Below are 19908 nucleotides of genomic sequence, written 5' to 3' on the forward strand. Positions count from 1 at the left end.
GGTGCCACGACGAACATAGGAGTCGCGGCAAGATTCGGACATCGTCCGGTGACAGGATAATCGCATGACCATTGCCCGATCGATTCTATTGTTTGTGCTTGCTGCGGCCGCCGAGATAGGCGGTGCCTGGCTGGTGTGGCAGGCGGTCCGGGAGGACAAGGCATGGTGGTGGGCCGGGCTGGGGGTCATCGCACTGGGAATCTATGGTTTCGTCGCGACCCTGCAGGCGGACGCGCACTTCGGCCGCATCCTTGCGGCATACGGCGGGGTGTTCGTGGCCGGGTCTCTCGCGTGGGGCATGATTTTTGACGGCTTCCGCCCGGACATCTGGGACATCATCGGATCAGGGATATGCCTGGTCGGGGTGGTTGTCATCATGTTCGCACCCCGGAGCGTCGGATGACCGTTTAGCGGCGCGGAGCCAGCAGGCTGATTCAGGGCCGGGGCGTACGCCATGGCAGCATCCGCCGCACCGCGCGGCGAGGCCGCCGCGCGGTGCGCCCTCCGCGCGGTGCGCCCTCCGCGGCGAGGATCCGGGAGGGTGCAGGCGCCGGCATGGTCAGTTCCCGGTGAGCTCCGCCTACAGCATCCGGACCCGGGCCTTGATGTCATCCCGGACCAGGCGCATGCGTTCCATGCCTTCGATGCCGCGTTCGGAGGGCTCATCCGTATCCCAGACCTCGGGCCGCTTGCCCTCGGGGGCTTCGACTTTTGCCTCGTTGCCCAGGACGATCACGACGTCGACCGCGTCCAGGACTTCGGCAGTAACGGGTTTGGGGTGTTCGCCGGCGATGTCGATGCCGAGCTCTGCCAGCGCGTCCACGGACCGGGGGTTCAGCGACGTGCCGGGTTTGGTCCGGCGGAGTGTACCGTGACGGTCCCGTTCGCGAGCTGGTTCATCAGTCCGGCGGAGTGTACCGTGACGGTCCCGTTCGCGAGCTGGTTCATCAGTCCGGCGGCGAGCTGGGATTTCCCGCCGTTCTTGCTGCAGACGAACAGGGCGCTGGGTTTTTTCGTGGTCCGGGTCATGCGTTTGATTCTGCCTTGTCTGCGTCGGGGGTGGCGGGCAGTGATGCCTGCGCTCCAGGGAAAAGGAGGTCAGTTTTCGCCGGAGCGGCCGTGGGCCAGGCCGGTGGGGAATCCGACGAGGACCGGTTCGGGTGTTCCGCAGCAGCCGCCGGGGGTGTCGGCGACGAACCCTGCGGGTCCGGCCGAGGGGGTGCCGCAGCTGCTCCCGACGTCGGAGGAGCAGACGCCGGTCTCGGGAAGCTCAAGCTGGATGGTGTCGGCCGCTTCCTGGTCCCCGGCCAGCGCCGCGGCGACGGAGCGGACTTGCTCGTAGCCGGTGGCGAGCAGGAAGGTGGGGGCCCGGCCGTAGGACTTCATGCCGACGATGTAGAAGTCCTGCTCCGGGTGGGCTAGCATCCTGGCCCCGTGGGGTTCGACGGTGCCGCAGGAGTGGAATTCGGGGTCGATCAGCGGGCCGAGCTCACGCGGGGCTTCCACGGCCGGGTCCAGGTCCAGCCGGAGTTCCCGGAGGATGTCCAGGTCGGGGCGGAAGCCGGTGGCCGGGACCACGACGTCGGCCTCGAGAGTGCGGCCGTCGGTGGAGGTCAAGGTGACGGCGCCGTCGGCCGTGGCGAGGGCGGCGATCCCGAACCCGGTGTGCAGTTCGATGGTTCCGTTCCCAACCAGCGCGCGGAGCCGGCTGCCCAGCTGGCCGCGCGCGGCCAGCTCATCGGCGGCGCCTCCCCCGTAGACCTTGGCGGCGGAGGCGCCGCGGATCGCCCAGACGATCTTCGTCGCGGGCACCTGGGCTGCGAGCTCGGCGAGGTTGATCAGGGTGTTGGCGGCCGAGTGGCCGGCGCCGACCACAAGCGCCGTGCGGCCTTCGAACCTCCCGCGGTCGCGGCCCAGGACGTCCGGCAGCGCTGAGGAAATCCTGTCCGCTGCGGCGGCTTCGCCGAGGGCGGGCACGCCGGAGGTGCCGAGCGGGTTGCGGGCGGACCAGGTGCCGGACGCGTCGATGACACCGGCGGCCTGGTACTCGCCGACCTCGCCGTCGGCGTGTTCGACCCGGACCACCAAGGGTGTGGTGCTGCGGTTTCGGCTGTGGGTTTTGTCCATGCCCTGCCGGGTCACTGCCACGACGCGGGCGCCGGTGTGCAAGCGGGACGCGATGGCGGGGAGCGTGGCGAGCGCGGTGAGGTACTGGTCGATGAGTTCGCCGCCGGTAGGCAGCGTCGTGGGCTCGGGCGCTTCCCAGCCGGTGGCGGCGAGCAGGCGGACGGCGGCTGCGTCCGTGTTGAACCGCCACGGGGAGAAGAGCCGGATGTGGCGCCACCCTTCGATGGCGGCGCCCGCGGTCGGGCCGGCCTCGAGGATGAGCGGCTCCAGGCCGCGCTCAAGCAGGTGCGCTGCGGCGGCGAGCCCGACGGGGCCGGCTCCGATGACAGCGACGGGAAGGGTAGCGGTTACAGCCATGGTGTCCTCTTCGGTCAGGAGTGGGTCGGTTCCTCGACGAGCGCGGTGGCGATGCTGTCGGCATCATCCAGCGCGGCGAGGTAGCGTTCGGCGTCGAGGGCCGCGGCGCAGCCGGTGCCGGCGGCCGTGATGGCCTGGCGGTAGCGGTGGTCCACGGCGTCGCCGCAGGCGAAGACGCCGGAGAGGTTGGTGACGGTGGTGGGTGAATCCACCTTGATGTAGCCCTCGGAGTCGAGGTCCACCTGCCCGGTGAGCAGTTCGGTGCGCGGCACGTGGCCGATCGCGACGAAGATCCCGGTGGCGGCCTGTTCCCGGGTGTCACCGGTGCGGGTGTCGGTCAGGGTGACGCCGGTGACCTTGGCGTCGCCGTGGATGGCGGTGACGGCGGAGTTCCACACGAAGCTGATTTTGGGGTTGTCCTTGGCCCGCTGGGCCATAATGCGGGAGGCGCGGAGCTCGCCCTTGCGCACCACGACGGTGACGGTCCTGCCGAAGCGGGTCAGGAACGTCGCTTCCTCCATGGCGGAGTCGCCGCCGCCGACGACGATAATGTCCTGGTCGCGGAAGAAGAATCCATCGCAGGTGGCGCACCAGGAGACGCCGTGGCCGCTGAACTTCTTTTCCTCCGGCAGTCCGAGTTCCTTGTAGGCGGAGCCGGTGGCGAGGATGACGGCGGGCGCCTCGTGGGTCTCACCGGCTGCGGTGACCACGCGCTTGAGGTGGCCGGTCAGCGTCACGTCGGTGACGTCGTCGAACACTACCTGCGCGCCGAATTTTTCGGCCTGCTGCTGCAGGCCGTCCATCAGCTCCGGCCCCTGGACCCCGCCGGGGAAACCGGGGAAGTTCTCCACCTCGGTGGTGTTCATCAGGGCGCCGCCCGCGGTGACCGCCCCGGCGATGACGAGCGGCAACAGGCCTGCCCGGGCCGCGTAGATCGCCGCGGTGTAGCCGGCGGGGCCGGATCCGATGATGATCAGCTGTTCAGCCATGGCGGTGCTCCTACTTGGCCGTGGGGGTGAGGGAGGCGATGAGGTCCTCGATGCGTGACTTGATCTCGTCGCGGATGGGGCGGACGGACTCGACGCCCTGGCCGGCGGGGTCCTCGAGTTCCCAGTCCTCGTAGCGCTTGCCCGGGAAGATCGGGCAGGTGTCGCCGCAGCCCATGGTGATGACGACGTCGGATTCCTTGACGGCCTCGGTGGTGAGGACCTTGGGGATCTCGGCGGACATGTCGATGCCGAGTTCGGCCATGGCCTCCACGGCGGCCGGGTTGACCTTGTCGGCGGGCTGGGAGCCGGCGGAGCGGACCTCGATCCGGCCCTTGGACAGGGTGGTGAGGAAGGCGGCGGCCATCTGGGAGCGTCCGGCGTTGTGGACGCAGACGAACAGAACGGAGGGTTTCTTGGCGGTTTCGGTGCTCATCGGGGTTCTCCTGAAGGTTCTTGAGGTCAGGCGGAAAGGGGGCTGGCGGTGAAGTAGCGTTTCCGGGCCCAAAGGGCCACGTAAACCAGTGCAACAAGGACGGGGACTTCGATCAAGGGGCCGACGACGCCGGCGAGGGCCTGGCCGGAACTGACGCCGAAGGTGCCGATCGCCACGGCGATGGCGAGCTCGAAGTTGTTGCCCGCGGCAGTGAAGGCCAGGGTGGTGGTTTTGGCGTAGCCGAGGTCCAGCCACTTGCCGATCAGCATGCCGGCGCCGAAGACGACCAGGAAGTAGACCAGCAGCGGCACCGCGATCCGGACGACGTCCAGCGGACGGGAGGTGATCGTACCGCCCTGCAGGGCGAAGAGCAGGGTGATGGTGAAGAGCAGGCCGTACAGCGCCCACGGGCCCAGCCTGGGCAGGAACGTGCCCTCGTACCAGTCCCGGCCCCTGGCCTTTTCGCCGACGGTTCGGGTGAGAAATCCGGCCAGCAGCGGGATCCCCAGGAACACCAGGACGGAGGCGGTGATGGCCCAGAAGGAGAAGTCCGCGCTGGTGGTCGGCAGCCCCAGCATGGAGGGCAGCAGTTGCAGGTAGAACCAGCCGAGCGCGCCGAACGCGATGACCTGGAAGACGGAGTTGATCGCCACCAGCACGGCGGCGGCTTCCCGGTCGCCGCAGGCGAGGTCGTTCCAGATCATCACCATGGCGATGCAGCGGGCCAGGCCCACGATGATCAGGCCCGTGCGGTACTCGGGCAGGTCCGGGATGAAGATCCAGGCCAGCGCGAACATGAACGCCGGGGCCAGCACCCAGTTCAGGACCAGCGAGGTGATCATGAGTTTCCGGTCCCCGACGACGCGGTGCGCCTGGTCGTAGCGGACCTTGGCCAGCACCGGGTACATCATCACCAGCAACCCGATGGCGATTGGCAGCGAGACTTCGCCGACCCTGACCGCCTCGAGGGCGGTGTTCAGGCCCGGGATGAAGCTGCCCAGGAGCAGCCCCAGGACCATGGCGGCGATGATCCACACCGGCAGGAAACGGTCCAGGGTGGAGAGTCTGCCGGCCACGGCAACCCCGCCTCCTGGAGTGGGCGACGGGTCAGTCTGGGTACTCACGGGACTCCTGTGCTGCTCAGCTTTAGATTGATGCTTGTCGATATGAAGTATTCCCAACTATATCGATGAATGTCAATCTGTGTGCATAATAGACACATGAATTCGCTGCAAACTGTTGAGCCGGCCCTCGACGCGGCCTGCTGTGCACCGTCCGCCCGGCCCATCCTCAGCGCAGAAGATGCCCGGCAAAAGGCGCTCGTCTTCAAGGCCCTCGCCGATCCCAACCGGCTGCGGCTGCTCTCCATCGTCAAGGGCGAGGCCTCCGGTGAATCCTGCGTCTGTGACCTCACCGAACCGCTGGATCTGGGGCAGCCCACCGTGTCGCATCACCTCAAGATCCTGGTCGACGCCGGGTTGCTGCACCGCGAGAAGCGCGGCACCTGGGCGTACTATTCGCTCGTTCCCGGCGCCATGGAGCAGACGGCCGGCCTCCTGGCCTCCCTGTGAGCCACCAGGGTCCGGCGTGCCACGCCACGGTCCGGACGACGGCCGACACCAGGACCGCAACCAGGGAGGATACCCATGGATAACGAGACCACCAGCACCGAGGACCGGCTGCGCGCGATGCTGGAGAACGTCAGGACGGCAACCGCCAACACCCGCCAGGCGATGGACTCACCGGGCGACGAGAACTGGGTGCAGGACGGCGAGTCCGATGCGGAATACCTGCGGGCCATCCAACGGGACACGATCGCCAGGCTTGACGCCACCGCCCGCGACATCGAAGCACTGCTGGCCAAGCGCCTGGACGGCTAGCCAGACGCGTCACGGCCCCCGCCGCGCAGGCGTCAGCGGGGGCCCGATCCACGTCAGGCCGGCAGGGAGCTGAGGGCTGTCAGCGCCGACAACTTCTCCTCGCCGATGGGTTCCTCGGGCAGCATCGGAATGAGAGCGACCCGGTCCGTCAGGGTGTGCACCTTCGTGATCTGTTCGATTTCGCTCGCGGCGCGGGCCCGCAGGAACGCCGTCTGCGGGTGTGCGGCGGCGATCGAGTTGTTGATGACCCAGGCCCACGGGTGAATTCCGGCCCGTTCCAGGTCACCCTTCAACTCTTCGGCTTCCAGTACCGGTGTTGTTTCGGCCAGCGTCACGAGAACGACCTTGGTCTGCGCCGGATCCTGCAGCCGCATGAGGGGCGTCACGAATCCCATGGTGTCACCGACCTGGCGGGCGATCTCCCGGTGGTACGAACCCGTGGCGTCCAGGAGCAGCAGGGTGTGGCCGGTCGGTGCGGTGTCGATCACCACGAAGTGCCGGCGGGATTCCTGGACCACCCTGGAGAACTGCCGGAACACAGCCACCTCGTCCGTGCACGGGGACATCAGGTCTTCAGCGAGGGCCGCGCGTCCGCTATCGTCCAGGCTCCGCCCCTTGGTCTCCATCACGTGATCGCGGTACTCCTGGATGGCCGCTTCCGGATCGATACGCGAAACCGTGAGGCCCGGGATGGAACCATGGAGTGTTTCGGTGAGGTGGGCTGCGGGGTCGGTCGTGGTGAGGTGGACCGCATGCCCGCGTTTGGCCAGGGCGACCGCGATGGCGGCAGCGACGGTGGTCTTCCCGACGCCGCCCTTGCCCATGCACATCACGAGGCCGTGGCCGTCGAGCTCCAGTTCGTTCACCAGGGCAGCCAGCGGGGCGTCCTCGATCTCGGGGACCAGCGCGGCGTCATCTGTGATATCGGCCCCGGATGTGGGCGCGAACAGGGATTCAAGCGCAGCAATGCCGACCATATTGCCCGGCTTCAGATCCAGGACATCGCGGGGCAGACCGGCGACCGCCTCGGGAATGGCTGCAAGGGCAGCAGCTTCCCGGGCGCGCAGTGCCTGCGCCAGATCCTCGCCCCCTGCGGCCTCCGGCAGGACGCCGTTGATGACGACGTATCCTCCCCCGATCCCGATCTGGTTGAGTTCGAGGTAAGTCCGCTCAATTTCACTGAGTGAGGATGTCTGCGCGCGGCTGACCAGGACAAGCCGGGTCCTCGCCGCGTCGGTGAGGGCCTGGACCGCCTTGGCGTACACCTGCTTGTGCTTCTCGAGTCCGGACAGGGGGCCCAGGCAGGACGGGTCCCCCTTGCCTGCCGCCAGGAAATCGGTCCAGGAGCCCGGCAGCTGCAGCAGCCGGATCGTGTGGCCGGTCGGGGCGGTGTCGAAAACGATGTGGTCATACTCGCCGTAGGAGCCCTCGTCGGCGAGCAGGTTGGTGAACTCGTCGAAAGAAGCGATCTCGGTAGTGCAGGAACCTGAGAGACTCTCGGCGATGCCGGCCAATTCAGTCTCGGGAAGGAGTCCGCGGACCGGCGCGATGATCCGTTCCCGGTACGCCTCGGCCGCCTGCTCCGGGTCAATCTCCAACGCTGAAAGACCGGGCACATCCTGAATGGGCGTCACCGTGTTCCCAATGGTCACGCCGAAGACCTGACCGACGTTGGACGCGGGGTCTGTGCTGACCAGCAAAACCTTCTGACCGGCCCTGGCAAGGGTGAGCGCTGTGGCGCACGCTACGGAGGTCTTGCCGACACCGCCCTTGCCGGTAAAGAACAGGAACCGGGGTACGTTCGCCAGAAACTCCACGCCGGGACCTAGCAGCAGCTCGTCGAGCCGCCGCAGCAGCCGCCGGACTTTTCACTCAGGCCGAGTTCCGGCCGGGCCTGCGGGTCAACCCCGGCTTCGCCCAGTCCGGCCAAGGCCAGCAGCTGTCCCCTGCTCGGGTACGTGCCGGTGGCGACCGTAACGCCGTCGACGATGGTGAGCGGAAGGCCCTTTGATCCGACCAGGTGCATAAATCCACGGACCGTCTCGTCCTGCGCGAAGGCGGTCGGTTCGCTGGCGAGATTGTGGCGCGCAATATCAGCACCGAGGCCCTGGAGATGACGCACGTCCGCCGTCACATCCACCAGGGACTGGTCCACGTCGGGGCCGCAAACACCGGTGTCACAGCAGAGGGCGGATTCGTAGATTCGGATAGCAGGCATGTGGTTCTCCTTTGTTGCGGCTTTCCTCCTATTGTATCGATAATCGTCGATACAGAGAAGTGGCGCCGGAGGCGGCGCCCCTCGTTGACCTTGCAGTTGTTGTCCCTATAAGCGCTTCATAAGGACGTTAACTGCAAGGTCAACGGGTTCAGTTCCGGTTTTCCGGGGGCAGCGCGACCTGGAGCTTGCGGACCTTGCCGCGGCCCACGATGTAGCCGCGGCCGGGGATGAAGTCCGTGCTGATCCGGCCCAGCGAGGTGCTGAGCAGGCTGTCGCCGTCGATGTCGCCCGGGTTGAGCAGCAGCCCGCGGCGGCCGGACTTGAACGGCTGCGCGAGGGACCAGGCCGAGGACCAGGTGGACGTCTCGGATTCGCCGACCACCCACTGTTCGGCCTTGATCGACGCCGTGACGAGCCGTTCGATGCCCGACTCCGCGCCCGTGTCGGTGAAGTCGGTCAGGCCTTCGATGAAGATCGCAAGCTTGCCGGGCGTGCCGGTGGAGTAATCCACCAGCTCATCGATGGCCTCCTCGACGTTGTCGGCGCCGACCACCGAGCGGTCCCAGAGCTTCAGGGCCGCCGCCGTGGAGCGCCGGGAGCCGACGTAGATCAGTTCGACGCCGGGGTTGGAACGGCGCAGCGCGTAGGCCAGGGTCACGAGGGCCACGGTGCGTCCGGAGCCCGGCGGGCCTGCCAGCAGCAGCGGGCCCTTGGCCAGGATCTCGGCCGGCTGGAGCGTCTCGTCGTCGACGCCGATGACCGGGAGGTCCGGGCTGCCGGCCGGCAGGATACCGAGGTCGATCTGGTCCGGCAGGCGTTCGATCTGCGGGGCGCGTTCGACGCCCTGGCGCAGCATGGCCTCGCTGAGCTTGTGCACCTCGCGGGCCTGCACGGCCAGGTTGGAGTTCCCGCCCAGAACAGCGAGCTGGACCTCGAGGTTGCCCAGCAGGCCGCGGCCCGGAGGCGACGCCTGGCCCAGGACATCCTTGGGCACGTCCATGGACAGGTAGTCGTCCTCCGAGGAAAGCCGCAGCACCAGCCGGCGCTGGATCGAGGCCAGCAGCGACGCCGGCACCGAGTTGGGGCGGTCCCCGCTGACCACGAGGTGGATGCCGAGCGGGCGGCCGTCGGTGGCGAGCTGCAGGAAGATGTCCCACAGCGCCGAGAGCTTGCTGTATTCGTACGCCTCGCGGAAGGCGGACATGCCGTCCACCAGCACGAAGATGCGCTTTTCCTCCGGCCGGCCCGCGAGTTTGCGGTACTCCACGATGGTCGACGCACGCACTTCGGAATAGCGCGCGGACCGGTCGTCGGCGAGGTCCCGGAGCCAGCGCAGCAGCCGGCCGACGCGTTCGACGTCGTCGCCGTTGATGATTTCCCCGACATGCGGGAGCTCATCGAGCATCTTCATCCCCGAGGAGCCGCAGTCGATGCCGTAGACGTTGACCGGCCCGCCTCGGGGGGTGACCGCGGCGGCGATCGCGATGCCGCGCAGCGCCGCGGATTTGCCGGAGCCGCCGGTGCCGTAGATGGCCATGTTGCCGTCCCGGTCCGGTTCGTAGAACACCGTGGGCTGGTCCTGGTGCGCCGGGTCGTCCGCCACGCCCAGCAGCAGGCGCTCGTCGGTGCGGGGGTTCGGCAGCAGGGAGAAGTCATAGCTCGTCGCGAGCTCATCGAGCCATGGTTTGCGCGGCGGCTCGATGGAAAGCACATCGGCGGCCCTGATGATGTTGGCCGTCATCCGGGCGATGTCGTTGGGACCGGCAGCTTCTTCCTCTACCGGGGTCTCCGGGGCCGGTGCGGCCCAGGCCGGCCCGGAACCGAAGGCCATCTCGACGATCTCGATCTGCGGGCGCTGCGGCTTCTCCGTGGTCCAGCCGCCGGCGTAGCCGGTCTGGAAACCCTGGATCCTGCCGGGGCCGGTCTTGGCGGCGCCGCGCCCGGGGATGGCGGGGTCGAAGTACGCCGCCGTCGGCACACCGAGGATGTCGATCGCGTCGTCCTCGTCGGCCATCCGCAGCGCCACCCGCAGGTTGGTGTTGGCGCGCAGGCTTTCCTTGATCACGCCGGCAGGGCGCTGGGTGGCCAGGATTAGATGCAGTCCCAGCGAACGTCCGCGGGCGGCGACGTCCACGACGCCGTCGACGAACTCGGGCACCTCGGTGGCGAGGGCAGCGAACTCGTCCACGATGATGATCAGGTAGGGGGGAGCCTCCGGATCCGCTTCGCGCTGGAGTTCCAGCAGGTCCTTGGCTTTTTTCCGGTTCAGCAGCCGTTCCCGGAAGTGCAGCTCCGCCCGCAGCGAGGTCAGCGCCCGGCGGACGAGGTGCTGGGAGAGGTCGGTGACCAGGCCCACGGTGTGGGGCAGGTGCAGGCAGTCCGCGAACGCGGCGCCGCCCTTGTAGTCCACAAACAGGAAGCTCACCCGGTCCGGGCTGTAGGCGGCGGCCATGCCCATCACCCAGGACTGCAGGAATTCGGATTTGCCGGCGCCGGTGGTGCCGCCGACGAGGGCGTGCGGCCCCTCGTTCTTCAGGTCGAGGTAGAGCGGTTCGATGCCCTTGGATCCGACGAGGGCCCGGAGCGTGCCGTTGTCCTTGCGGTTGGGCTTGGCGGAGGCGCGGACCGAATTGTTCTCGGTCCAGCGTTCCGCCACGGACGCCGGGCTGTCCAGGAAGTCCTTGCCGATCAGGGTGGCGTAGGAAACGGCGCGCGGCAGGTCGGAGTCGTCCTCCAGCGGTTTGCCGACGTCCACGACCGGGGAGAGCATCCGGGCGAGCTGGGCGGCGAGTCCGGCGTCGAGGCTTTCACAGCTCACCGGGAAGGTGTGCCGGCCGAGCCGGACCTGCCCGGTGGTGGTGCCGTGCTCGCCGTCGACCGCCATGAAGTCCCGGCACGCGGCCGGAAGCTGCTGGACCGAGGTGGCCACCCACATAACGTGCACGCCGGAGTCCGGGCCCCGTTCGAGGACCCGGGTGAGCCGGCCGCGGTCCACCGGGGCGTCGTCCTCGACGACCACCAGCACGGTGGGCAGCAGCGGTTCCGGGAGGTCCATGCTGAGCGGGTCGACGCCGGGCCGCAGGGCCGGGCGCGGGGTCTGCGACGCAGCCTCGCGCTGGTCGATCAGGTCTTCCAGCCGGGAGAGCAGGGCCGAGCCGCCCGCGGGGCCGGCGGCGAGGTGGTCGCCGGCCAGCGGGCTGTGGCCGGAGCCGACGTGCGGGAGCCACTGCAGCCATTCCCAGCGTTCCTTCGACTGCGCCGAGGTGATGGCGGCCAGGACGACCTCCGCGGGCGAATGAAGGCCGACGAGCTGCAGGACCATCCCGCGGGCGACATCGTCGACGAGGCCGCGGGAGCCGGCGAGGCCGAAGGACCCGGCGGAACGCAGCTGCGAGACGATCGGCACACCTTCGATGTCCCGGAACTGTGCCAGGCACTCCTGGATTTCGGCCATGTATTCGGCTTCGGTGTCGTTGCTGTTGGGCTCCTCGAACTGGATCCGCGAGGGCGCCGTGCCCAGCCCGAAGCGCAGGCCCAGGAACCCGGTGTGCTCGGGCCGGTGGGTCCAGAGCAGCGGGCCGAGCTTGTAGATCGAGTCGACCGTGTCGCTGACCGAGGGTGCCTCCTGCAGCCGGACCGAGCGTTCCACGTTCTGCAGCCGGGTGATGTCGGTGCGGAACACGGCCATGGACTCGCGGAACTGCTTGAGTTGTTCCTTGCGTTCCCGCTTGGCCTGCAGCTTCTGGTCCACGTAGTGGCCCACGATGAACAGCGGCATCATCAGCATGAACACGACGGAGAGCACGTTCTGGGTGACGGCGAACAGGATGCCGCCCATCATCAGCGGCGCGAGCAGCATGATGTAGGGAAAGGCGTGGTGCTCCTGGCGCTTGGGCCCGGCCGGGAGCATCCGCTTCTGCTGCTCGAATCGCGGCACCACGCGGGGCGAGCGGTTGAATTCGATCAAGGGTGAGGTCGGCGCGGAACCGTGCCCGGTGCCGAGCGAGACCACCGAGACAGTCGTGTCCCCCAGTGCCACGGTATCCGAAGAGCTGAGCGTGGCGCGGGTGACCGGCAGCCCGTCCATCAGCAGCCCGTTGGCCGAGTTCGTGTCCACGATCTCGACCGTCTCGCCCACCGTGATGCGGGCGTGCCGTTTGGAGGTGAGGGGGTCCGTGAGCCGGATGTCGACGTCGCGGTCCCGGCCGATGTAGCTGGTGCCGGACGGCAGCGAGAATTCCCGTCCGGCGTCGGGTCCGGACAGCACCCGCAGTGTCGCCGCCGCCGGGCCCCGGTTCGCGCCGGGCGTCCCGAACTGCTCACTCAGCCGGGTCAGCGAAACGATGGAGCCGGGCCGCAGCCCGGATTCGAGCAGGTTGTCCTTGCGGTCCAGGACGCTGCCTTTCATGCCGCCGGCGGCGAAGGCCACCTCGATGCTGAGGGACAGGTTCGACGGCGGCGGGGTCCCCCGCCGTGCCGGGTCGGCCGCCCAGAGTTGGGTGGCGATGTCCGCCACGGTGGCGAGCCCGTCAACCGTGACGGCGAGGTCTTTGGCGTCGGCCGGGTCGCGGCGCAGCGTCAGTCGGATTCTCACGCTTCGTCGGCTCCGCTCACGGTCAGGGCGCTGTTTTTGGCGGGGTTGCGTTTCAGGGCGTTGGGCGCTGCGGCGTTCTGCTGATCCAGCAGGTGCAGGTCGGCGGCGGTCACGAGATGTGAGGTGACGGCGTGTTCCACGAGCCTCGCGCGGCGGTTGGTGGCGAGCTTTCCGCCGCCGCCCCGAAGGCCGGCGACGCCGACTTTGTCGAGTTTGTCGCACACATTGTCCAGCTTTCTGTTGAACCGGGTCAGTGCCCAGCCCAGGGTCCTGGCGGCGTCGGCCGAGGACGGAATGGCGCTGAAGCCGGTCCCGTCACGGCGCAGCATGGGTTCGGCGAGGGCCACAATCAGGGCCTTCTGCGAGTCGGTGAAGAGCACCGGTCCGATGGTGGTGTCCCCGCCGCTGTCCTCCTCGCGCGCTTCCTGCCGGAAGGCGGGGGTTTGGAGATGCACGGCGAATTCGTAGGTGGTGGGCCCGGCCGTGAAGATGACGTTGGTGTGGCTGAAGACCAGCGGGATCCGGGCCCCCGGCGCGAGCCACGCCTGCATCCCGCCGGTCGCGTCGGCAATGGTCGCGGAGAGCATGCTGCCGACGTTGCTGAGCCACCAGATGCCGTCATAGCGGGCGATCTGCAGGAACTGACGGTGCAGGTACGGGTTGTCGTCCACCTCGAGATCGCCCTCCCGGCCGATGCTGAAGATGTCCTCGTCCGAGGGCTCATGCCACTCGCCGCAGAAATCTATTGCCAGATCCCCCATAATCCGTACCTTTCCGGAAGTCGTTTGGTTATTTGCTGACGCAGGCGATGGAGTCCGGGCCCAGTGGCGAGGAAGCCCCGTCACTGCGGACGATCATGACCTGGATGCAGCTGGGCTCGGCCGGGTTCGCGGCCATTTCGGCTTTCGGCTCGGCGGCGGCCTGGTACTGCCCGTCGTCCTTGATCGTGTGGACTCTCCACTTGTAGCTGTCGCCCGGTTTGGGCTGCGGGTTGGTCCAGCTGAAGCTGATCTTCCCGGCCGGTCCGGCCGTCCCGGTCAGCCCCGTGACGTCCGGGACGGTGCCGTTGTCCAGGGCGTCGGCGGGCGGTTTGCTGATCTGCCCGGTGGCCTTCGGCGCCGGCTCGGGCCGGGTGGTGCCCGCCACGATCCCGAGGACGACGGCGGCCACCACCACGGTGCCGCCGATGATCGAGAGCAGCAGGTTCCGGCGGCCGTGGCCGCCCGGGTGCCCCGCCGCGCCGTCGTCCGGGCCGCCGGCCGGATCCGCCGCGCTGGAGCGGCTGACCGTGGCCGCCACGTCGTCGTCGGGGGCCGCGGACCTGGCGGGGGTCCGCGGTCCGGAAGTCCGGCCGGCGCCGGGCGTATCGAAACCCGGCAGTGCGGGCGGGCGCGGGATGGTCGCGTTGTTGAAGGTGGTGGCGTTGTCGGCCGTGAAGCGGGTGTCCGCTTCGGGGACCCGCACCGGGAAGGTGGTGGCGTTGCCCGTGGCGTCCGGGTCGATCGAGGCGACACTGCGGACGCGGGTTTCCTCGAAGCCGTCGTCGGGGTGGTTGTCCTCGGCGCGCTGCTCATCCAGCACCTCGAACGAGGTCACGGAGAGGTTGAGTTCGGCCTGGATCCGCTGCAAGGCCAGGGCGAAGGCATGGGCCGAGGAGTAGCGGGACGCGGCGGACTTGGCCATCGCCGTCGAGAGCGCCAGTTCCAGGGATTCCGGCACGTCAGCGCGCCCCAGTTTCGGCACCGGCAGGTTGGTGATGCGGGAGATCAGCTCACGCTGTGAGTTGTCGGCTCCCGGCAGCACAAACGGCGACCGGCCGGCCAGCAGGGTGTAGAGCGTGGCGCCGAGCGCCCAGACGTCCACCAGGACGCCGTCGACCTGGTGGCCGGTGAACTGTTCCGGCGGGGACCACGGGATGGACATGCCCGCGTCCTCGTCCTGGTCGCCGGCGAGGGTGCCGGAAATGCCGAAGTCGGTCAGGGCGGGCCGGTTGTAGTCCGTGACCAGGATGTTGGCGGGCTTGATGTCCCGGTGCGCGATTCCGGCCCGGTGGGCGGTCTCGACGGCGGACGCCACCTGGATGCCGACGGCGAGGACCTCGTCAACGCTGAAGCGCTGCCGCCGGTAGCGGACGTCCAGGCTGGGCCGGGAGCAGTACTCCATGGCCAGGTAGGAATGCCCGGAATCGGTGATCTCGGCTTGGAAGATCGTCACGATATAGGGGTGCGAGGACAGCTGCGCCATCAGGTTCGCTTCGGATTCGAAGCGGCGGCGGGCCCCCTCCGTCAACAGGTCCGAGAGCAGCACCTTGACGGCCACCTTGCGGCGCGGCCGGTCCTGCTCATAGAGGTAGACGTCGGAGAACCCGCCGGAGCCGAGCAGGCTGATGTAATGGAAGCCCGGAATGATCGGCGGCGGGGCTACGGGCCGTTTTGAGCTCACGGGATCTCCTCAAAGCGCAGCGAGATGCCGTCGCCTACTTCTGCGATGTCGCCGTCGAGCAGGATGGCCATCTCGCCCTGCGCCAGCCGGCGCGGGGGCTGGCCTTCGCGGACCAGCACGGTGCCGTTGGTCGCCTTGAGGTCGCAGAGCATCACATGCCAGCCTTCCAGCCGGACCTCCACGTGCGAGCGGGAGATGTCCCCGCTGGGGCTGGCCACCTGGACCAGCTTGGGCATCACGGCGCCCTGGACGCGCGACACCGAGGGCTGGCGTCCCACGATGAGCGACTGGTCCAGGTCGATCAGGCCGCCGGTGGACAGGCGCATCCGGCCCAGGCGGGGCCGCCGCACCTGGACGCCGTCGCCGGGCAGCGGCTCTCCGCAGCGGCCGCAGTGCGAATAGGTGGACGGGTTGGCGTGTCCCTGCGGGCAGACCCGGGCCAGCACCATCGGTCCGGTGGCCGGATCCGGGCCGCCGCGCTGGGTGCCGGCCGGCCTTGGGGCGGCTCCCGCGAGATCGCTCTTCATGATCGTCTGGCCGTCGTGGTCCACGTCCGCTTCAGGCTGCGCGGCCGGGACTGGCGTTACAGGCACCTGAGACGCCTGCGGGATGTGGACTTGCGGGACCGGTACCTGCGGGGCATTGGCCTGCGGGGCGGTGGGCGGCAACGGTGCGGCCGGCGCGGACGGCTGCGTTGACGACCCGGACGACGGCGGGCGTCCGCTGCCGGTGCCGGTGCCAGTGCCGGTGCCGGTGCCGGTGCCAGTGCCGGTGCCGGTGAGCCAGGGCACGGAGTCAATCAGTCCGGTGGGGACCGCAGGCCGCGGTGCCGCCGGAAGTTCCGGGGCGGGAGCGGAAAAGGACGGCACCGGCGCGGATGCGGCCGGGTCCGGCGCGGTCCCGGCACTGGAAGTCTCCGGGCCGGCCGGTTCGGTGGCAGGTTCGCCGTCGGCGTCGGGGTCCTCGCGGACGGCGGCGTCTTCGATGTTCCGCATCACCGTCTGTTCCCAGAGGTGGTCGTAGCTGCCCGTCAGCTCCTGCTCGGCCGGTTCCCGCTCCGGTTCCAGCTCCAGTTGCGGCTCCGGCTCCTCCTGTTCAGCTTCAGGGTCCTGCTCCGGTTCCGGGTCCGGCTCTTCCTGTTCAGGCTCTGGGTCCGGCTCCGGTTCCGGCTCTGCGTGCAGGGTGCCGCCGAGCTCGAGATCCTCGCCGGGGTACGCCAGCACGGTCTCCGCGGAGGCGTCGTGATCGCGCAGCCCGGCCGCAATGTCGGCTTCGGATGCCGCCAGCATGTCCATGGCCGGCGCTGCGCCGGCAAACTCCACCCGCAGGCCCTGGAGCAGGACCACACCGTCAGTCAACGGAAGGTCCCGCCCGGCACCGGCCGCACCCGTGGCTTCGGCGCCCGGGACGGTCAGGCTGAATCCGTTGGCGGCTGCGAAGCGCCGTTCCGTCCAGGTGGTCACCTCGCGGCCGCTCAGTTCCACCGGTCCGGACGGCAGGTCAACGGTCAGGTCGATCTCGCCGCGCAGGAAGAATTGCACGGCGCTCCGGTTGTCCACGATGGCGAACCATGGCAGCCGGGCCAGCGAACCGCCCGAGGCCGAGGTCACGGCGTCGAGCACCTCGTGCACCTGGGGACCGGTTGCGAGGAGTTCCCACACGGATTCGACCAGGGCAGCCGTGCTGTCCGGGCGCAGCAGCACCACGGTTCCGGAGCGCACCACACCGAGCCAGCTGCCGGGCGTGTACCGCGCGGCAGCGGGCCGGTTACTTGCCATCATCCGGGTCCTCGCCGTCTTCCGCGACAGCCGCAGCTGCAGCGGCCGGTTGCCCGGCATCCGGCCCGGCTTGGGAAACCGGTTCCCCGGTGGGGGTGAGGTCCAGCGCATCGGTCCGGGGCAGGGTGTCCTCGTCCTCCGCCGCGGCGGCGCTGCGCGGTGTTGTCTGGGCGGCGCCGTCGTCGTTGGTGACATTGGTGGCGTCCAGCACGATGCAGGTGACATTGTCACGGCCGCCGCTGCGCAGGGCCGCCTGGATGAGTTCATCCACGGCCGCCTGGGGGTCCGCCTGGGAACGCAGGATATTGGAAATGTGGTCATCGTCGAGTTCGCCGTTGAGACCGTCGGAGCAGACCAGAAGCCGGTCGCCTTCCTCGATGGGCAGCAGCCAGTAGTCCGCTTCGGTCTCGTCGCCGGTGCCGAGCGCCCGGGTGACGACGTGCCGGCGCGGGTGCACGGCGGCCTGCGCCTGGCTGATCTGGCCGGCGTCGACAAGTTCCTGGACCTCGGAGTGGTCCACGCTGACCTGGCTGAGCTTGCCCTGGCTCAGCCGGTAGGTCCGGGAGTCGCCGATGTTCAGGACCAGCCAGTACGGGACGCCCATCTGCTCCACCACCACGACGCCGGAGAGTGTGGTCCCGGCGCGGGAGTCCGTGGCCTCGCGGATGCTCTCGTCGGCCATCAGGAGGTACTCCTGCACGACGCCGGCGGTGGCGTCCCGCTCCCCGCTCGCCAACTGCGGGATCTGGGCAAGCGTGCGCACGCAGATGCCGCTGGCGATCTCGCCGGCCTCATGTCCGCCCATGCCGTCCGCGACAGCGAAGACGGGATCCGCGGCGATGAAGGAATCCTCGTTCATTTCACGGCGCAGGCCACGGTCCGTGCCGTAGCCGACGTTGAGCCGCAGGCTCGAGGAACCCCTGGGCGGACTGTTTGAGGCACCGCTGGGCGGACTGCCCGGGGATGGCACCGGGTCGTTGTCGGGGCTCGGAGGGGATGGAACGGCGGCCGGCTGGGGATTCATGCCTGTCCTAGGTAGAAGGAGCGGTCACCGAAGTGCACGGTGGAGCCTGGGCGGACGTGGGTGGGTTCCCCTGCCGCGAGGGCGGTACGGATACCGTCCGGGGTGGTGACGGCGCTGCCGTTGGTGGAATTGCGGTCGGTCGCCCAGACTCCCCCGTTTCCGGCAAGGAGGTGGAGATGGGTCTTGGAAATGGATCGGACGGGATCGGCCACCGGGATGAGCTGCACGGAGTCCTCGCCGGGGTGCCCGGCGGGGTTCCGGCCGATCAGCGCGGTGCGGTCCAGTTCGATGTCGCGGCCGTCGTCCAGCCGGATGCGTAGCATCGCCACGGTGACAGGAGCCTGCGTGTTGCCGCGGACCTGGGTGCGGTCGTGGTCGTCGTCCGGGTGCGTGTCCGGGTGGAAGGGGACGGATGCTGCGGCCGGGGCGTATGCGGCGGCAGTTTCGGACGCTGTGGAGGCTGCGGCGGTTGCGGAGGCTGCCGCCGCAGCACCTGCCAGCGGCGAGGCGACCTGCCGGACCGGGGGGAGGTCCAGTGGCGCGAAGCTGTACGGGCCCTGGATGCCGCCGGTGGTGACCGGGTTGCGGCCGGACTTCACATCGAAGACGAGCGTCTTGGCGGCGGTGTCGTGCCAGCCGCGGAGCTGGCCGTTGCGGTCCCAGGCGCTGGAGAGCACCACGAGGACGGCCCAGGCCGTGCCCAGGAACAGAAGCGGTCCCAGCACCAGCACAGCGACGCCGAACCACTGGAAGGCCATGACCGCGGCGGCGGCGATCACGGCCAGCAGCACTCCGGCTCCGGTGATGAGGCCGCGGAGGAACACCGCTCCCCCGCCCGGGGCGTAGCCGTCGGCATCCGTGCTGCGGATCCCCATGAGGCGGTTGCCGGGGGTGACTCCGGACCGGCCCTCGAGCATGGCGAGGACCACCGTGTAGATCAGGGTGAGGCCCGCACCGATGCCCCCGAAGAGCACCAGCGAGGAAGTGCCGTAGACGATGAAGCCCCCGCTCTGGGTGCGGGTGATACCGGCGAAACCGACCGCCAACAGGACCGTCAGGATGGTCACCGGCGGCAGCCAGTCCAGCACCGCGGCTCCCAGCCGTTTTCCGGCAGCAGCGGGGACCAGTTCAAGCTTGCCCGGCATGGCGGGACCTCCCCCTTGTCCACGGCCCGTGGCCGGGCCCTGCGTTAGGGGGATACTACCGGGGATCGGTCCCTGCGCGTGGAGGTGCTGCTGTTTGCGCGCGGACCGGTTGCTCAGCGGCGTGCTGCAGGAGGTGCAGAAGGCAGCCCCCGGTCGGAGCGGCTGCTGGCAGCGCGGGCAGCGCTCGGCGTCGTCTGTCATGGCTCGTTGCGGTTCTTCCTGGCGGTCTGGCTGGCGTCGGCTGCGGCGTCGGCAGCAGCACGTCCTGCTGCCGCCGCCGGACCGGACTCCACTGTACCTGCGGGGTGTTCTGATCCTGCGGGCGCGGCACGCTTCCGGCGGGACCGGACTGGCTGCTGGCCCCGCTGTTTCAGGGCGGCCCGGCCGTCGGCCAGGAGGGAGCGCGGCGAGAACCGGGCCCGCTGCCGTCCCCAAAAACCGAGTGTTCCGGTCATCTCCTTGAGCGAGCCGTCCACGGTTTCCCAGTAGTGCCGGACCTCGTCCTCGCTCGGCTGGCCGGTACCGAAAATCGCGGCGTCGGCACGGTGGGCCAGCAGCGTGGTGGTCCCGCCGCTGGCCGGGAAGGCGTCGGCGAGCACGACGGCGGACTCACGCCGGGTGGCGCGCTGGTCCACCCCGGCGCCGAGGTCGGTGGCGAGGCTGACGACTTCGTTCCAGCCGCCGCCCACGCGCTGGGCAGGGTGGCCGTCGCGGAAGCGTGCCAGCCGGCGCCGGGACTTGAGCAGGGCGATCAGCAGCAGCGGCAGGGCCAGGATCACGACCGGGATCAGCGCGTACCCGATCGCAGCGAGGAGCGGGCCCCAGAACAGCCAGGGGTTGTTTTTCTTCTCGTCGGCATCCAGCGCGTCCGGTGAGGAGTCAGGCGGGAGGTCCGCGGGTTCCTGGGGCGGGGGCGGGGGC

Annotated in this window: 14 protein-coding genes and 3 pseudogenes; 3 read left to right on the forward strand and 14 right to left on the reverse strand. The window is 69.2% G+C overall.

Annotated features, from left to right (window positions below):
• Positions 1-64: 64 nt before the first annotated feature.
• Positions 65-403, forward strand: coding sequence for a YnfA family protein (locus tag BJQ90_RS17135; RefSeq protein WP_226761416.1), 339 nt, complete (start codon positions 65-67; stop codon positions 401-403).
• 177 nt (positions 404-580) lie between these two features.
• Here the strand turns inward: BJQ90_RS17135 and BJQ90_RS17140 are convergent.
• The 5 genes and pseudogenes from BJQ90_RS17140 to arsB form a co-directional block, all read right to left on the reverse strand.
• Positions 581-1029 (reverse strand): annotated as a pseudogene (locus BJQ90_RS17140) (low molecular weight phosphatase family protein).
• Positions 1030-1098: 69 nt separating this feature from the next.
• Positions 1099-2484, reverse strand: coding sequence for an NAD(P)-binding domain-containing protein (locus BJQ90_RS17145; RefSeq protein ID WP_226761417.1), 1386 nt, complete (start codon positions 2482-2484; stop codon positions 1099-1101).
• A 14-nt stretch (positions 2485-2498) separates the two neighbouring features.
• Positions 2499-3473 carry a thioredoxin-disulfide reductase gene (gene trxB / locus BJQ90_RS17150; RefSeq protein ID WP_226761418.1) on the reverse strand — a complete coding sequence of 325 codons (975 nt, stop codon included), beginning with the start codon at positions 3471-3473 and terminating at the stop codon, positions 2499-2501.
• Positions 3474-3483: 10 nt separating this feature from the next.
• Complete coding sequence (locus BJQ90_RS17155; protein ID WP_226761419.1) at positions 3484-3906, reverse strand: arsenate reductase ArsC; 423 nt, start codon at positions 3904-3906, stop codon at positions 3484-3486.
• Between the two features lie 26 nt (positions 3907-3932).
• Entirely contained in the window at positions 3933-5030 is a 1098-nt protein-coding gene (arsB, locus tag BJQ90_RS17160; protein WP_226761420.1) for an ACR3 family arsenite efflux transporter, read from the reverse strand.
• Between the two features lie 96 nt (positions 5031-5126).
• Here arsB and BJQ90_RS17165 point away from each other — a divergent pair, with 96 nt between their 5' ends.
• A complete protein-coding gene (locus tag BJQ90_RS17165; RefSeq protein ID WP_226761421.1) occupies positions 5127-5477 on the forward strand; it encodes an ArsR/SmtB family transcription factor in 351 nt (116 codons plus the stop codon).
• A 75-nt stretch (positions 5478-5552) separates the two neighbouring features.
• Positions 5553-5786 carry a hypothetical protein gene (locus BJQ90_RS17170; RefSeq protein ID WP_226761422.1) on the forward strand — a complete coding sequence of 78 codons (234 nt, stop codon included), beginning with the start codon at positions 5553-5555 and terminating at the stop codon, positions 5784-5786.
• Between the two features lie 53 nt (positions 5787-5839).
• Here the strand turns inward: BJQ90_RS17170 and arsA are convergent, their stop codons facing one another.
• The 9 genes and pseudogenes from arsA to BJQ90_RS17215 all read right to left on the reverse strand — a co-directional run.
• Positions 5840-7603, reverse strand: coding sequence for an arsenical pump-driving ATPase (arsA, locus tag BJQ90_RS17175; RefSeq protein WP_226761423.1), 1764 nt, complete (start codon positions 7601-7603; stop codon positions 5840-5842).
• Positions 7604-7611: 8 nt separating this feature from the next.
• Positions 7612-8004 (reverse strand): arsenite efflux transporter metallochaperone ArsD, encoded by a 393-nt coding sequence (gene arsD / locus BJQ90_RS17180; RefSeq protein WP_226761424.1) that lies wholly within the window; start codon positions 8002-8004, stop codon positions 7612-7614.
• A gap of 148 nt (positions 8005-8152) precedes the next feature.
• Positions 8153-12598: an FtsK/SpoIIIE domain-containing protein gene (locus BJQ90_RS17185; protein ID WP_226761425.1), complete on the reverse strand. Its 4446-nt coding sequence runs from the start codon at positions 12596-12598 to the stop codon at positions 8153-8155.
• Between the two features lie 80 nt (positions 12599-12678).
• A pseudogene (locus BJQ90_RS17190) lies at positions 12679-13359 on the reverse strand (hypothetical protein); the annotation flags it as partial.
• A gap of 28 nt (positions 13360-13387) precedes the next feature.
• A complete protein-coding gene (locus tag BJQ90_RS17195; protein WP_226761427.1) occupies positions 13388-15040 on the reverse strand; it encodes a serine/threonine-protein kinase in 1653 nt (550 codons plus the stop codon).
• Positions 15037-16821 (reverse strand): FHA domain-containing protein, encoded by a 1785-nt coding sequence (locus BJQ90_RS17200; RefSeq protein ID WP_226761428.1) that lies wholly within the window; start codon positions 16819-16821, stop codon positions 15037-15039. The genes BJQ90_RS17195 and BJQ90_RS17200 overlap by 4 nt, the downstream gene beginning before the upstream one ends.
• Positions 16808-17842 carry a PP2C family protein-serine/threonine phosphatase gene (locus BJQ90_RS17205; protein ID WP_413463709.1) on the reverse strand — a complete coding sequence of 345 codons (1035 nt, stop codon included), beginning with the start codon at positions 17840-17842 and terminating at the stop codon, positions 16808-16810. Before BJQ90_RS17205 ends, BJQ90_RS17200 begins: the two co-directional genes overlap by 14 nt.
• Positions 17839-18987, reverse strand: coding sequence for an RDD family protein (locus tag BJQ90_RS17210; RefSeq protein WP_226761429.1), 1149 nt, complete (start codon positions 18985-18987; stop codon positions 17839-17841). The genes BJQ90_RS17205 and BJQ90_RS17210 overlap by 4 nt, the downstream gene beginning before the upstream one ends.
• A gap of 197 nt (positions 18988-19184) precedes the next feature.
• Positions 19185-19908: pseudogene (locus BJQ90_RS17215) on the reverse strand (transglutaminase domain-containing protein); the annotation flags it as partial.

The sequence above is a fragment of the Arthrobacter sp. SO3 genome (assembly GCF_020532825.1).
Classification (GTDB): Bacteria; Actinomycetota; Actinomycetes; order Actinomycetales; family Micrococcaceae; genus Arthrobacter.

Bases quoted from the DNA above. Each gene is read 5' to 3' on its own strand.
- BJQ90_RS17155 (WP_226761419.1), bottom strand. From the start codon at position 3,906: ATGAGCACCGAAACCGCCAAGAAACCCTCCGTTCTGTTCGTCTGCGTC.
- BJQ90_RS17145 (WP_226761417.1), bottom strand. From the start codon at position 2,484: ATGGCTGTAACCGCTACCCTTCCCGTCGCTGTCATCGGAGCCGGCCCC.
- BJQ90_RS17205 (WP_413463709.1), bottom strand. From the start codon at position 17,842: ATGAATCCCCAGCCGGCCGCCGTTCCATCCCCTCCGAGCCCCGACAAC.
- trxB (WP_226761418.1), bottom strand. From the start codon at position 3,473: ATGGCTGAACAGCTGATCATCATCGGATCCGGCCCCGCCGGCTACACC.
- BJQ90_RS17170 (WP_226761422.1), top strand. From the start codon at position 5,553: ATGGATAACGAGACCACCAGCACCGAGGACCGGCTGCGCGCGATGCTG.
- BJQ90_RS17135 (WP_226761416.1), top strand. From the start codon at position 65: ATGACCATTGCCCGATCGATTCTATTGTTTGTGCTTGCTGCGGCCGCC.
- BJQ90_RS17165 (WP_226761421.1), top strand. From the start codon at position 5,127: ATGAATTCGCTGCAAACTGTTGAGCCGGCCCTCGACGCGGCCTGCTGT.
- BJQ90_RS17210 (WP_226761429.1), bottom strand. From the start codon at position 18,987: ATGCCGGGCAAGCTTGAACTGGTCCCCGCTGCTGCCGGAAAACGGCTG.
- arsD (WP_226761424.1), bottom strand. From the start codon at position 8,004: ATGCCTGCTATCCGAATCTACGAATCCGCCCTCTGCTGTGACACCGGT.
- BJQ90_RS17200 (WP_226761428.1), bottom strand. From the start codon at position 16,821: ATGATGGCAAGTAACCGGCCCGCTGCCGCGCGGTACACGCCCGGCAGC.